12 protein-coding genes are annotated in these 14959 nt (G+C 27.8%); 3 read left to right on the top strand and 9 right to left on the bottom strand.

Annotation, left to right across the window (positions count from 1 at the left end):
• Positions 1 to 14: 14 nt before the first annotated feature.
• From ACRCYC_RS04870 to ACRCYC_RS04880, 3 genes are all read right to left on the bottom strand, one after another.
• Positions 15 to 959 carry a carbohydrate ABC transporter permease gene (locus ACRCYC_RS04870; protein WP_438617976.1) on the bottom strand — a complete coding sequence of 315 codons (945 nt, stop codon included), beginning with the start codon at positions 957 to 959 and terminating at the stop codon, positions 15 to 17.
• A gap of 65 nt (positions 960 to 1024) precedes the next feature.
• Positions 1025 to 2323: an ABC transporter substrate-binding protein gene (locus ACRCYC_RS04875; protein WP_438617977.1), complete on the bottom strand. Its 1299-nt coding sequence runs from the start codon at positions 2321 to 2323 to the stop codon at positions 1025 to 1027.
• A gap of 148 nt (positions 2324 to 2471) precedes the next feature.
• Positions 2472 to 3752 carry a Gfo/Idh/MocA family protein gene (locus ACRCYC_RS04880; RefSeq protein WP_438617978.1) on the bottom strand — a complete coding sequence of 427 codons (1281 nt, stop codon included), beginning with the start codon at positions 3750 to 3752 and terminating at the stop codon, positions 2472 to 2474.
• Between the two features lie 214 nt (positions 3753 to 3966).
• On the opposite strand from ACRCYC_RS04880, the gene ACRCYC_RS04885 reads away from it, so the two are divergent.
• Positions 3967 to 5136, top strand: coding sequence for an AraC family transcriptional regulator (locus ACRCYC_RS04885; protein ID WP_438617979.1), 1170 nt, complete (start codon positions 3967 to 3969; stop codon positions 5134 to 5136).
• Positions 5137 to 5173: 37 nt separating this feature from the next.
• Here the strand turns inward: ACRCYC_RS04885 and ACRCYC_RS04890 are convergent, their stop codons facing one another.
• From ACRCYC_RS04890 to ACRCYC_RS04900, 3 genes are all read right to left on the bottom strand, one after another.
• Positions 5174 to 6574, bottom strand: coding sequence for a peptide MFS transporter (locus tag ACRCYC_RS04890; RefSeq protein WP_438617980.1), 1401 nt, complete (start codon positions 6572 to 6574; stop codon positions 5174 to 5176).
• A gap of 71 nt (positions 6575 to 6645) precedes the next feature.
• Positions 6646 to 8439, bottom strand: coding sequence for an aminopeptidase P family protein (locus tag ACRCYC_RS04895; RefSeq protein ID WP_438618010.1), 1794 nt, complete (start codon positions 8437 to 8439; stop codon positions 6646 to 6648).
• 264 nt (positions 8440 to 8703) lie between these two features.
• Complete coding sequence (locus ACRCYC_RS04900) at positions 8704 to 10497, bottom strand: aminopeptidase P family protein (RefSeq protein WP_438618011.1); 1794 nt, start codon at positions 10495 to 10497, stop codon at positions 8704 to 8706.
• 186 nt (positions 10498 to 10683) lie between these two features.
• Here ACRCYC_RS04900 and ACRCYC_RS04905 point away from each other — a divergent pair, with 186 nt between their 5' ends.
• Positions 10684 to 11259, top strand: a complete 576-nt coding sequence (locus ACRCYC_RS04905; RefSeq protein ID WP_438617981.1) for a GNAT family N-acetyltransferase — start codon at positions 10684 to 10686, stop codon at positions 11257 to 11259.
• 19 nt (positions 11260 to 11278) lie between these two features.
• Here the strand turns inward: ACRCYC_RS04905 and ACRCYC_RS04910 are convergent, their stop codons facing one another.
• The 3 genes from ACRCYC_RS04910 to ACRCYC_RS04920 all read right to left on the bottom strand — a co-directional run bounded on the left by ACRCYC_RS04910 (position 11279) and on the right by ACRCYC_RS04920 (position 13316).
• A complete protein-coding gene (locus ACRCYC_RS04910; protein ID WP_438617982.1) occupies positions 11279 to 11575 on the bottom strand; it encodes a rhodanese-like domain-containing protein in 297 nt (98 codons plus the stop codon).
• Between the two features lie 81 nt (positions 11576 to 11656).
• Positions 11657 to 12577: a ribonuclease Z gene (locus tag ACRCYC_RS04915; protein ID WP_438617983.1), complete on the bottom strand. Its 921-nt coding sequence runs from the start codon at positions 12575 to 12577 to the stop codon at positions 11657 to 11659.
• A 25-nt stretch (positions 12578 to 12602) separates the two neighbouring features.
• Complete coding sequence (locus ACRCYC_RS04920) at positions 12603 to 13316, bottom strand: DUF975 family protein (RefSeq protein ID WP_438617984.1); 714 nt, start codon at positions 13314 to 13316, stop codon at positions 12603 to 12605.
• A 233-nt stretch (positions 13317 to 13549) separates the two neighbouring features.
• Between ACRCYC_RS04920 and ACRCYC_RS04925 the strand changes: the two genes are divergently transcribed.
• Positions 13550 to 14944 (top strand): MATE family efflux transporter, encoded by a 1395-nt coding sequence (locus ACRCYC_RS04925; RefSeq protein WP_438617985.1) that lies wholly within the window; start codon positions 13550 to 13552, stop codon positions 14942 to 14944.
• The last annotated feature ends 15 nt before the right edge of the window (positions 14945 to 14959 follow it).

Genomic DNA, 14959 nt, shown 5'->3' on the forward strand with positions numbered 1-14959 from the left:
CTACCTCCCTAATCTTATTCATCTGAATAATGAACCCATCTTTTTTGTAGCTTAAATTGAACTAACGTTACTGCCATTATAATTAAGAATAAGATTACAGCTACTGCAGATGCATATCCTTTATCTCCTAATGTAAATCCTAAATCATAAAAATATCTCGTCATAGTTATTGTTGATTCATATGCAGGACTACCTTGCTTTATAAGCATAAACACAACATCAAATAATTGGAATGATCCAATTAACGACCATATAACTATAAAAAATATACTCGGTGTTAAAAGAGGTATAGTTATATGAGTAAATTGTCTAAATGAAGAAGCTCCATCTATAGAGGCCGCTTCGTAATAAGATTCTGGTATAGATTGAAGTCCACCTAAGAAAATCATTATCTTATATCCTAATCCACCCCATATTATAAATACTATAATTACCACTCTTGCTAAGTTAGGATCTGTAAACCATAACTGACCTTCTAGTCCTATAGCCTCTAAAAATTGATTTACTAACCCAAATCTTGAGTTAAACATCCATTGAAATACTAATGTAGAAGCTGAAGCCATAGTTACAACTGGCAAGAAATAAATAGTTCTATATATTCCTTTACCTTTTATATTTTTATTAAGTAAGTTTGCTATACATACAGATATTATTACCATAGGCGGCACAGTGACTATAACGTATAAAAATGTGTTCCCTACTGATTTATAAAATAGTGGATCTTTAAATAACCTTGTAAAGTTTTCAGCTGCTACAAAATTCCATCCTCCAAAAGCATTTAAATCTGTCAGGCTGTAAAATAAATTAAGTATAAATGGTATAAAGTTAAATACCAATACACCTATAAGTAATGGAAGTATAAACATATAGCCAGTCATGTTACTCTTTAAAGTTTTCTTTTTCTTAGCTTTGATTCTTTCAGTGTTATCGGCTTTCTTTTTTATGACTTCTGCTTGCAACTTAAATCCCCCTTTTATCTATTTCAAGAGGATGACTAAAAAATTTAGCCACCCTCTTATAATTTCTATTTCTTTTCTTTATCTAATATTGCTTGCATTTCTTTTTGAGCATTTTCAAGTGCCTCATCCAAAGATATTTCGCCTTGCATAAACTTAGTTATATTATCCATTATAGCTTTATCCCACTTTGAAGTTTCAAAACTATTAGGAAGAGGCATAGCATTTTCAGCAACTTTAGACATAACTGCAGTATCTATTCCTGTCTTTTCTTTCATAACTTTACCAAATAATTCTTGAACATTTTTATGTGCTTGTGGAACTAACGCTAATTCAGTATATTTTTTCATAGATTCTTCACTTGATATATAATTTATAAAATCAAATGCTTCTTCTGGATGTTTTGAATTTGACGATATAACATTTCCTAAACCATGTATTACAGTTTTAGATGGATTACCTTCTTTTATAGTAGGTATTTCATATAATTTAAAGTTTCCAGCAACTTGAGCTTGTTCCTTATCTGAATATGGTAATAATCCATACGATCCCATTTGTAAAACCAATGCTTTTTCAGACTTAAATAATGTACCTGCTGTAAGTTCTAGAGTTATATCATGTGGACTATGTAAATCGCTTTTAACTAAATCATAGTATTTCTTAAAGCCTTCTTTTGTCTCTGGTGTAGTTAACATAGCCTTAGTTTTATCTTCACTTATTACTTGACCTCCAGCTGATGCCACTTCATTAAATACCCCTGATTGTGTACTTTCTGTTGCATATGAAGTAAATGGGTATACATCTTTTGGTAATTTAGATTTAGCATCTTCTAACCAAGCTATCATTTCATCCCAATTCCAATTTTCTTTAGGCTCAGGTATTTTATATTCTTCCATAAGCTTTGTATTTATCATTAATATATTATTATCCCAGAAAGTTGGCATTCCATATTGATCCCCTTTGTAGTTATACAAACTACTTATACTTTCTAAGTATTGACTCATATCAACATTTTTATCTTTTATATAGTCTTTCATATTAACTAACATACCGTTATCTGCATATTTATTAAAATTAACAGCATTCATCCAATATATATCTGGTGCAGATCCACCAGCTGCAGCTGTTTCCATTTTAGTCCAATAATCAGCAAATGAATATTGCTCTACTTTGACATCTACATCAGGATTCTTTTCTTCATATTCTTCTATTAAAGTTTCTACTGCTTCCATATGAGTTTTATCCCATATAGCATATCTCAATTCAACTTTCCCATCTGCGCTATTTCCTCCAGTTGAACTACACCCTGTTAATCCTAGTACTAAAGTTAGTACTGCTCCCGTTATGATTCCCCTTTTTAAAAACATAACAATCCCCTTCCCTTTAATAAAACATTTTTAGTAACGTTTTCCTAATTATCAAACTATTCTTTCTATAAATATAATATAATATTAACATTTATTTTGTATTTGCAATTTTATACATTATTTTTACAATTTTGTACATTATAATTTTTTAAGCGTTAACTTGTAATTTTTTTATTGCTTTACTCCAAAAATCATCTATATTAACCACTTCTTTATTCAATCTTGAATGTTCTGCTGCAAATGCCATTATATGACTTTCCACAGACTTAGTTGCACTAGTTCTTCCTTCTCCACCATTTGCAGCTACTAAACTAACAAAATCTTGCATTATTCCATAATCTCCTCCACCATGTCCACCTTCTACTTCTTCTGGAATTATAGTCTCAATCGTATTTTTTCCAAAGTTTTCAAACTTTTTAATTTCTATCGTATTTTTAACATGATTACCGCCAACTTCTCCATGCGTAAACATTAATTTTATAGTTCTATTACATTCTTCTGTAAATGCAGACAAGTTAAACGTAGCTGTAACATCATCTTCAAATTCAAGTATTGTAACCATGTGGTCAACAACATTGTTATCACATTTGTATACACATCTCCCATATGGTCCTGTTCTTAGAGCTTTTTCTAAATTTTCCTTTGTTGGAACTGGATGTACTACTTTTGCAAATATAGGTTTTTCAGATAAATAAAGTTTTTTTGCAGAGTATGGACATCTTTCTTCCACATTACAATCTAAACATCTTTCAGCCATACCATCTTTAAAACTTTCGTCTCTCATATGAGTTAAGTGTCCAAACGCAGATAAATTAGTGCATTGTTTTCCTGTTAACCATAATAATATATCCATATCATGACAACTTTTAGCTAATATTAAAGGACTTGTTTCATTGCTATTTCTCCAATTTCCTCTCGTAAATGAGTGAGCAAAGTGCCAGTATCCTATATTTTCATTATGTTGTATACTTACTAATTCTCCTAGTTCCTTACTATCTACTATTTCTTTTAATTTTGAGAAAAATGTTGTATATCTAAGTACATGACATATCATAAATACTTGATTTGGATACTGTTTTGCTAATTCTCCAAGCTTTACAATATCTTCTAATTTATTTGACATAGGCTTTTCTAAAAGAACATGATATCCTTTCTCAAGCGCCATTTTAGTTGGCTCATAATGTGCCTCATCATTATTCGCTATTATTATAGCATCTGCTAATTTATCTTTTTCTAATAAATCTTCCCAAGTTTCAAATACATTTTTAGAATCTATATTATGTTCTTTAATACATATATCTCTTCTTATATCATGAGGCTCTGCTACAGCAACTACTTTCCCTAGTTCCTCGTGTTGTTTAAAATACGGTGCATAGGCATGCATTCCCCTTGCTCCAGCTCCAATTATTGCTACTGTTATTTTTTTCATTGTTTACTACCCCCTCAATTTTAAACTGTATATATTTTACTTACTTATATTTTAATACTTTATATAATTTATGTATTTGCACTTTTGTATAAAAGTTTTATACTTTTGTATAGAAATTTCAATTCAAAATAATAATTTAATTTTGATTTTTATTGGATTTTTTTGTAAAATATTATATAGGAAATAGATTTCATAATTTTAGGGGGATTATGCATTGTTTAAACAGACTACTTGTTTATCTTTTGAAAAATACGGTTCAATTTTAACAACCTTGCCAGATGATCTTGTTCCTTACGAAAAAAAATCATCAATTAAACTTTTAGATAAATCAGTTGATCTTCTTTATTCTTCAAATACTGAATTATATATTAAATTAAAAAGTGGCGTGGTTCTTATTATAACTTCTAAAGATTCTAATTTTAGAAATATAGAATCTTTTGTTTTAAATGGTAGAATAAAACTAAATAAAGGTATTTATTACAATTTCATACCTGTATCCGATAACTGTAGTGTTGATTTATTTGGAGAAAGTCCATTTTCAGATACAGTAAATTTAAGTCAATCCTACACTTATAAAGAAATAGTTCCAACTATTTTAATTAATAAAATTTATACTAAATTTTATCAAGAAAAATCTACAAACTATTTATTTAACGGAGAAAAACATAATTTTTGGGAACTTACATATGTTGATAGAGGAGTACTTTATACCAAGGTTAATAACATTGAGTATAAATTAACCCAAGGTGATTTATTTTTCTATGCTCCCAATGAATATCACACGCAATATACAGACGATAAAAAGTCTTGCTCTTATTTAACAGTAAGTTTTAACATGGATTTTAATGATGCTTCACTTATTTCTAATAAAATATTCTCATCTAATAAGGAAATATATAATATTATAAGCAAACTTATGAAAGAATTAAATTCTACACACTTATATTGTGATGAATTATCTATATGTTACTTAAAAGAACTTGTTCTTAAAATACTTAGCATAGACTTTGAAAGTTCTATTATAAAACCTGTTAATAAAGTTCAACAGTATTATGATGATGAACTGTTAAATTCTATCTTAAACTTTATAAATGATAATGTTTATGAGTATTTAGATATAAAAGCAATTTGTGATAAATTCAATATAAGTGGTTCTAAACTCCATCTATTATTTAGAAAAAATTTAGATACTACTGTAAAGTTGTATATAAATGATTTAAAATTGAAAAAAAGTAAAGAACTTATAAAAGAATCTAATTATACTATAAGCGAAATATCTGAAATTCTTAGATTTAATTCAATCCATTATTTTTCTAATAAATTTAAAAAAGTTTATGGATTTTCACCTACTGAGTATCTAAAATCTATAAACAAAAACTATTAAAGACTAGGATATTATCCTAGTCTTTAAGTTTATAGTATTAAGCTATAGCTTCTTCTTCTTCATCTTCACCTATCATAGAAGTTAACTTTTTATTAAATCCAAGTAATATAAAAGTACCTACTACTAATATTACAGGTATTGCAATAAATGTTTGCATAAGACCCATTTTTTCTATTACCATTTGAACATATCCTGCTGCTTTATTTGCAAAGAAAGTAGCACATGCCCAAACTCCCATTAATAAAGATAAGTATTTAGCTGGTGCTATTTTACTTACTAAAGAGTTTCCAAGTGGTGAGAAACACATCTCTCCTATAGTTTGGAATAATACAAATATCATTAACCATACTACACTTGCTTTAACACTCGCAGGAGCTCCTACTCCTCTAGTAACTTCAGCAACTATAACGAACCCAAATGCTACTGCTAAAAATACATATCCTAAAGCTATCTTTTGAGCCATACTTAAATCGCCTTGTTTTCTATTAGATAACTTTGTCCATATAGCAGCCATAACTGGTCCTAAAAGTACACATAATAATCCATTTAATGTAGTTTCTATCCACATTACTGGTATTTCAAATGTTCCAACTGATAAATCAACAAAATCTTTCATATATAATGTTAATGAAGATCCAGCTTGATTATAGAATACCCAGAAAAATATCGAGAAGAATGATAATATAAATATTACTTTTACTCTATCTTTTTCTTTTTTAGTTAAAGGTCTATCTCCAGCTTTAGTATCTTTTGTCTTACCAGCTTGTTTATCAAGCATCTTTTGTGGGTATTTCCCAGCTTCGCCTAAGTACTTCATAGTACAAGTAAATAATAATCCCCCAAGTAGCATAACTATTGCAGCTAGCATAAAACATTGTCTGAATCCATATTCAATAAGTTGTCCATTTTCTATAACTGCAAAAGTTTTAGTATATAATATACCTATAGTTAATGACCCTATGAAAGATCCTAAGTTAACAAATGTATATAATAAAGAAAAGGCTGCATCTTTTCTAGTATTATCATCATATAATTCCCCTACTAACGCATTTAAATTTCCTTTAAAGAAACCAGTTCCTATCGATATTAAAATTATCATTGCATGAACCCATATTACACTTGTTGCAAAATAACCTAGTGCATATCCTGCCGCCATTATGACTGACCCTATAATTACACAATATCTAGCTCCTATCCATCTATCACATATCATACCACCAAATATAGGTGCTAAATAAGTGAATGCTGCTAGGTTTGCTGCTATAGCTGCTGCATCAGCATAGTCTATTCCTAATCCACCTTTTGATACCATCTCTGCTAAGAATAATAGTAATAAAGTCTTAGATCCGTAGAATGCGAATCTTTCAAACGTAAACGTCAACCCACAAGTATAAAGCCCTTTAGGATGCTTTGTAGGTGCAGATGTTGTATTTGCCATTTATCAAATCCCCCTTAAAATGTTTTTATATTAAAGTAGCTTTGCTTATACAAAGCTACTTTAGCACACTATTAAATTTTTTTAGTATATTGTTTTAGCCAGTTACTTTCTTCTTCAGTTAAGAATGGTGAAACTTTATCATATACTAATTTATGATAGTTATTTAAATATTCTCTTTCTTCTCTGTTTAACTCCTCTACATCTATTGCATCTATGTCTATTGGAGCAAATGTTACAACTTCAAACTCCATAAATTGACCATATTCATTTTTCTCTGCTTTTTTTGTTATAAGCTCATTTTCAATTCTTATTCCATGTGAACCTTCTATATATATGCCCGGTTCATTAGTTGTTACCATACCTTCCTCAAGTGTTGCAGTTTCTAATCTTTGAGGATTTATTCTCCATCTAAATCCATTTGGAGCTTCATGTATAGTTCCTAAAAAACCTACCCCATGACCTGTTCCACACTTATAATCAAGCCCTATATTCCACATTGGTCTTCTTGCTAATATATCTAAGTTATATCCTTTAGCTCCATGTAAAAATTTTGCCATAGATAAATTTATCATTCCTCTTAATACAGCAGTAAAATGTTTTTTAATTTCATCACTTATTTTACCTAAAGCAATGGTTCTAGTTATATCTGTTGTTCCATCAAAATATTGTCCCCCTGAATCTATTAAGAATAAATCATTAGATTCTAATTTGTAATCGCTTTCAGAAGTTGCACTATAATGCATCATAGCTGCATGTTCTCTGTATCCTGCTATTGTAGAAAAACTAGGTTCTATAAATCCATCTTGTTCTTTTCTTAAACTTTCTAATTTATCAGCTGCACTTATTTCAGATATTTCTATTTTTCCAACATTATTTTTTAACCAATACATAAACTTAGTAAATGCTATACCATCTTTTAAGTGACTATTTCTTATATTATTTAGTTCAACATCATTTTTTATTGCTTTAAAGTTCATAGTTGGATTAAATCCATTTACTTTTTCAACTTCTTTTGAAAAATTATTATATATTGAATAATTTACTTTATTATCATCTAATAATACTTTCTCATTTTTATCTATAGTCTTTACAAACTCATATATATCATCATATGGCTTTATTATTATATTTTCTTTGTTTAGTTCATTTAAAATTTCATCATTTAATTTATTATTGTCTATAAATAAGTAAACTTTATCTAATGTTATTAAAGCATATGAAAGTACTACTGGAGTATATTTAACATCTCTTCCTCTTATATTAAATAACCATGCTATGTCATCAAGAGTCGTTATAACATGATTAGTAACACCCTTAGATTTCATTTCACTTCTAAGTCTTTCTAATTTTGAACTAAATGTTTCTCCTGCATACTTTATATCTAATAAAAATGCTTTTTCAGTTGATAGTGAAGGTCTATCAATCCAAACCTTTTCCACTAAATCATACTGATATTTTATACCTATATTTTTAAACTTCAATTTTTCAGCTAAAACATTACCTTCATTTGCAGATATAAGCCTTCCATCAAACCCTAAAGTAGAATCTTTATCCATAGTGTTAACTAAGAATTCTTCTGTAGTCGGTACTCCTTCTTCTCCCATTTTAAACAAGTCAATACCCGTGTCTTTTAGTTGGCTTTCAGCTTGTATAAAATATCTTCCATCAGTCCATAACCCTGCTTCTTTCATAGTTACTATTAAAGTACCTGCAGAACCTGTAAATCCTGATATGTAAGCTCTTGATTTGAAATATTCCCCTACATACTCACTTTGGTGATTATCTGAAGATGGTATTATATATGCATCTATACCATACTCTTTCATATAACCTCTTAAACTTTCCACTCTACCCTTTATCATAATAAGCCCCCTTATTATTTGCATAAAATTTTATGTATCTCGTTTTCATTTATAATATTAACATTTTATGGCATCGTTTTCAATATATTTACACAATTTTTCTTATTTTTAAAATTTTTTATCAAATAATGAAAACTCGATATGTTTTTAATATTTAAATTTTATTCTACTTAAAATATTAATTTAATTAAAATTCTAACTTTCCATTTATTTAATTAAAAAAACCGTGCAAAATTTTTTAATTTTGCACGGTTTTTGTCGTATTTTTTATACTTCTTTAGTATATTCTTTTAACCATATTTTTTCTTCTTCATTTAAGAATGGTGATATTTTTTCACAAACTAATTTATGGTACCAATTTAAATATGATTTTTCTTCTCTATTCATTTCTTCTACATCTATAGCATCTAAATCTATTGGCGCTATAGTTACAACTTCAAATTCCATAAATTGTCCATATTCATTTTTCTCTGATTTTCTAACTACTAATTCATTTTCTATTCTTATTCCATGAGAACCTTCTACATATATACCTGGTTCATTAGTAGTTACCATACCTTCTTCAAGAACTGCACTATCAAATCTCTCAGGTACTATTCTCCATCTAAATCCATTTGGAGCTTCATGTACATTTAATAAAAATCCGATTCCATGTCCTGTTCCACACTTATAGTCAATTCCCATATTCCACATTGGTCTTCTTGCTAATATGTCTAAATTATACCCTCTTACTCCATGTAAAAACTTAGCCATTGAAAGATTTATCATACCTCTTGCTACAGCTGTAAAGTGTCTTTTAAGCTCATCATTAACTTTACCTAATGCAATAGTTCTAGTTATATCAGTTGTTCCATCAAAATATTGTCCACCTGAATCTATCAAAAATAAATCTCTTGGCTCTAACTTATAATCACTTTCAGGTGTTGCACTATAATGCATCATAGCTGCATGTTCTTTGTATCCAGCTATAGTTCCAAAACTTGGCTCTATAAATCCATTTTGCTCACGTCTTAAGTCCTCTAATTTTTTAGATGCACTAAGTTCTGATATTTCAATTTTACCTACATTATTTTTTAGCCAGTACATAAATTTAGTAAAAGCTACACCATCTTTAATATGACTATTTCTTATGTTTTCTAATTCAATTGTATTCTTTTGTGCCTTCATAAACATAGTTGGGTTAAACTCATCTAATTTTTCAACTTCGCTTGGAATATTGTTTAATATAGCATAATTTATTTTTGTTGAATCTAATAATATTTTTTCATCTTTTTCTAAAGTTTTTATAAATTCATATATATCGTTGTATGGTTTTATAACTACGCTTTCTTTATTTAATTCATTTAGTATTTCTTCATTTAATTTATTTTCATCTATAAATAAGTATACCTTATCTAAAGTTATTAATGCATAAGATAAAACCACTGGATTAAACTTAACATCTCCACCTCTTATATTAAATAACCATGCTATATCGTCAAGAGTTGTTATAACATGAGCTGTTGTATTTTTCTCTTCCATACTTGATCTTAATCTTTTTAATTTTGAACTAAATGTTTCCCCTGCATACTTTACATCTAGCAAAAATGCTTTTTCTGTTGATAAAGATGGTCTATTTTCCCAAACCATATTAACTAAATCATAATCATATACTATTTTTATATCTTTTTTAGCTAATTCAGATTCTAAGTTAACCCCTTCTCTAGCACATATAACTCTACCGTCAAATCCTAATACGCCACCTTTTTTTATAGTTTCATATAAGTATGTTTCAGTACTAGGTACACCTTCTTCACCCATTTTAAATAGTTTTATAGTACTTCCTTCTAGTTCATTTTCAGCTTGTATGAAATATCTACCATCAGTCCATAATCCAGCCTCTTCCATAGTTATAACTACTGTACCTGCAGAACCTGTAAATCCTGATATATATTCTCTACTTTTAAAATAATCTCCTACATATTCACTTTGATGATTATCAGAAGATGGTATTATATAAGCATCAATGTTTTTTTCACTCATGTATTTTCTAAGTTTAGACAATCTTTCTTGTATCATAATAAACCCTCCTTAATTTTAAGCATTAATATTTGTTATTTGTTTATCTAAGTAAATTCTACCATTTCGCGATATCGTTTTCAATAAAATAACATGTTTTTTATTTATACATAATATTTTTTATTTATTAATGAAATTTATAAATTTTAAGTGTATAATATTATCATCTTATTTGAAAGGGTTGAAATTTTGAGTGATTACACTATAAAAAAAGCAAATAATAATGATATTGAACAAATAATAAATTTAATATACAATACTGAGCCCAATCCTAATTATGAATGGGGTTATGGTAATGAATTAGAACAAAAAGAAAAACTCAAACATCTATTAAATTCAAATACTTGCAGATTTAAATTAGATAATTTATTAATATGCAAATATAATGGTCAATTCTGTGGGATTTTACTATCTCTAGGTGGTCGTCGTATAAAAAAGGAAACACTCATTGCTGATTTAAAACTTATACATTATGAAAAAAATATAACTAGAAAAGTTTTATTTTCAATCAATACATTATTTTATATTTTTTATAAAGAATGTGCTCACAATGAGTATTATTTATCTAATATAGCTTTAAATAAAGAATTTAGAGGTATTGGCTTAGCTGAAAAGTTATTGACAGAAGGATATAAAATAGCTAAGAATGAAGGCTACAAAACCGTTTGTTTGCATGCTAATAATGACAAACTTATCACTTACTATGAAAGTTTAGGTTTTATTTTAATTAATTCTAAAACAAAAAAAATGATTAAAGATATCTAATATATCTTTAATCATTTTTTTATTTGTACTCTATAATACCTTTTTCTAAATTATATATATTTTTAAATCCTTCCAACTCTAGTAAATTGCATGCAGTTATACTTCTATGTCCGCTTTTGCAATATATTATAATGTTTTTATCCTTGTACTCTATGATATCATCAATATTGTACATTAAATTTTGAAGAGGTATATTTATAGCTCCATCTATATTTTTTTCTTCAAATTCATCTTCCGTTCTTATATCTACTAATAAAGTATCTTTGTCTTTCACTATTTTTTTCAATCTGCAATTATCTATATCTGTATAACTCATTATTTTCCTCCATTTTTAAATCTTATATAGTTTTATACCCCCTAGTTTTTTATTCAAACTAAAAAAGAGTAGTAATTATTACTACTCTTTAAAACCTAAATTAATATTCATTCTATCAGTACCTATTATGGTATTTTCAAATATATCCGTTGCATTTTCTATATAAATATTAGGTTCTTTTACTATAGGACTAAAATGAGTTAACATTAAAGTTTCTACTTTTGCAGTTTTGGCTATAGTTGCACTTTCTCTAAATGTCATATGTTTATTTTTTTTAGCTTTCTCTATATCATGATCATCACCATACATACCCTCACATATTAATAAATCACTATTTTCAACAAAATTTATAATATCTTCATTAGGTCGTGTATCTGTTACAAAGCTTATCTTAACTCCTTTTCTAGGACACCCCATCACCATATCTTTAGTATATAGATTATTATCTAGTTTTATATCTCTTCCATTTTGAAGTTTATTCCAAAGTTGCTTTGGTACATTATTATTTGTAGCTTTGTCTATATCAAATTTAGCTTTTCTTTTTATATAAAAACTGTAAGCTATACATTTAATTGAATGATCTACTTCTACAGTAGATATTATTATATCCTTGTCTATATAATTATTATTTATGACTATATCTTCCTTAGGATTTTCTATAATATTTATTTCATAAGGAAGTTCTCTAACTATAACCATAAAAGCTTTTACGGCTTCCTTTATACCTACTGGCCCTATTATAGTTAATATGTCTTCTCTTCCACTATTTCCTATAGTTGATAATATTCCTGGGAGACCTATTATATGATCCCCATGTATATGAGTTATACAAATAAAATCTATAGTTTTAAATCCCGTATTTGCTATCTTCATAGAAACTTGAGTACCTTCACCACAATCTATAAGTATTTTTCTTCCCCTATAACTTATAATTGCTGATGAAAGATATCTATTCGGTGTTGGCATCGATCCCCCACACCCTAATAAATTTACATCTATCATACCTATCGCCTCTTTTGTTTTAGTATTAGGCTACAATATTTTTATTTCTTTTATTATAGTATTCGTTTTTAACTGTATTATAATAATTTGCTAATGTTTGATTTTTATATGGATTAACCCATATAGATGCTAACTTAAATGTAAATATGTCTAATATTAACCAAGGTAAAAAACTTAAAGTTATTCCTATATATTCTACTAATCTACCTTTCATCATAAGCATACTATCTCTTAAAACTTGAGTTCCTTTTAAATCTTTATTACATACCATTATATAATATATTTGAGAAAGATACGTTTGTAATATAAATGATGGCACAAATATTATAATAGCCATTATAATAGGAACCATTACTTGATTTGGTCTAAATATCATAATTACCGTTGTAGCTAATGTTACTAAAGATGAAGTCATTAAGTAAGTTATAATAGTTCTCACTATATACACAACACCTTGTCTAAGAAGATTAACTTTATATCCATAAAGTAAATCTAATAGCTTAACTTCACTACCCTCTATAGTAAAGTTATAATGAATGTATGCTATACCTAAAAATAATGGTTGAACCAATGTCATTAGTATAAACTTTGTAATTGAATTTAATTCAGTATTTGATATAAGTTGTATTATAGGTATAATCATCGTCAATACACCAAACATTAAATTTGAAACTATTAATAAACCTGTATTCCTCTTCATTTGTATCTTTGCCATATTTTTTAATTTAGCTATCTCCAAAACCTTTTCCTCCCGAATAAAATATATGTTATTTTATAATATTAATTTGTATCTTATTATATTATATATTTTATTTTTTATCTACTTATCTTTTATAAAATATTGATATTTCCTTTATAAAACTTATTTCAATTTGCTTATACTATTTTTTATATTTGTAGAGAATATTCTAAATATTTGCTACTATACTATTAATGACTTGTTTTCAAATTAATAATACGAGGTGAGTTTTAATGAAAGACTTAACAATAGGAAATGAAAGTAAATGTATATTTAACTTTGCACTTCCAATGCTAATTGGAAGTTTATTTCAACAATTATATAATACTGCTGATAGTATAATTGTTGGTAGATTTGTTGGCAAAAATGCAATGGCTGCAGTATCTGGTGCAAATCCAATAATGTTTTTACTAACTTCATTTTTAATGGGCATAACTTTAGGATTCTCTATATTAATATCGCAATATTATGGTTCTAAAAATATGAATAAAGTTAAAGCAACCATAGATACCACATACATATTCATATTTATAGCTTCTTTTTTTATAACTATAATAGGCGTCTTCTTCAGTGGAAAAATACTTGAAATAATGAACACGCCAACAGAAATTTTCGATTTAGCTAAAGGATATTTAGTTATAATATTTGCCGGAACTTTATTTTCTACAGGATATAATTCAGTATGTGCAATATTAAGAGGTCTAGGAGATTCTACAAACCCTTTATACTTTCTTATACTTGCAACTATATTGAATATAATTTTAGATATTGTATTTATAATATATTTCAATATGGGTGTAAATGGAGTTGCTCTAGCTACTATAATAGCTCAAGCAGTAGCTTTTATATTTAGTGTTTTATATCTTAATAAGCGACATGATGTTTTTAAAATTAAACTTACTAAACTAAAATATGATGCGCAAATATTTAAAATTGGTTTAAAACTTGGATTACCTTCTGCAATTCAGCAAACACTTTTTTCTATAGGTAATATAACACTTCAATCTCTAGTTAACGGTTATGGTACTTCAGCTATGGCAGCATTTGGTGCTGGTTCTAAAATTGAAACATTTATATCTCTTCCTATCATGAATTTAGGTAGTGCAGTTTCAACTTTTGTAGCTCAAAATATAGGTGCAGGTAAAGTTGATAGGGTTAAAAAAGGAGTTAAATCTTCTATTAATATGGCTTTATCAATATCATTATTTGTCTTGCTAATATTTTTCTTATTTAAAGAAAACCTAATAAAGTTATTCAATACAGATCCTGAGGTTGTGGCTATTGGTTCTAGATATCTACTTATTATTGGTCCATTTTTCTTCCTTATAGGAACTTCTTTTATGCTAACTAGCGCTATACGTGGTGCTGGAGCTTCTATGTTTGCTATGATAAGTTCTATGATTTCTTTATGGATAGCAAGGATTCCCGCTGCTTATTTGTTATCTTCCATTTACGGAGTAAATGGTATATGGATGGGAATTCCTATCGGCTGGTGTGTTGGATTAATTGTAACTGGAATTTATTATAAAAAAGGTTATTGGAAAACTAAATCTGTTGTTAATATCGGTAGTAATACATCTTCCTATAATAATTTAGATTCCGAGTTTGCATCTACTAAGTCTGACTAAATTTATTTAAAAGCT

This window comes from Paraclostridium sp. (assembly GCF_051657365.1).
GTDB lineage: Bacteria > Bacillota > Clostridia > Peptostreptococcales > Peptostreptococcaceae > Paraclostridium.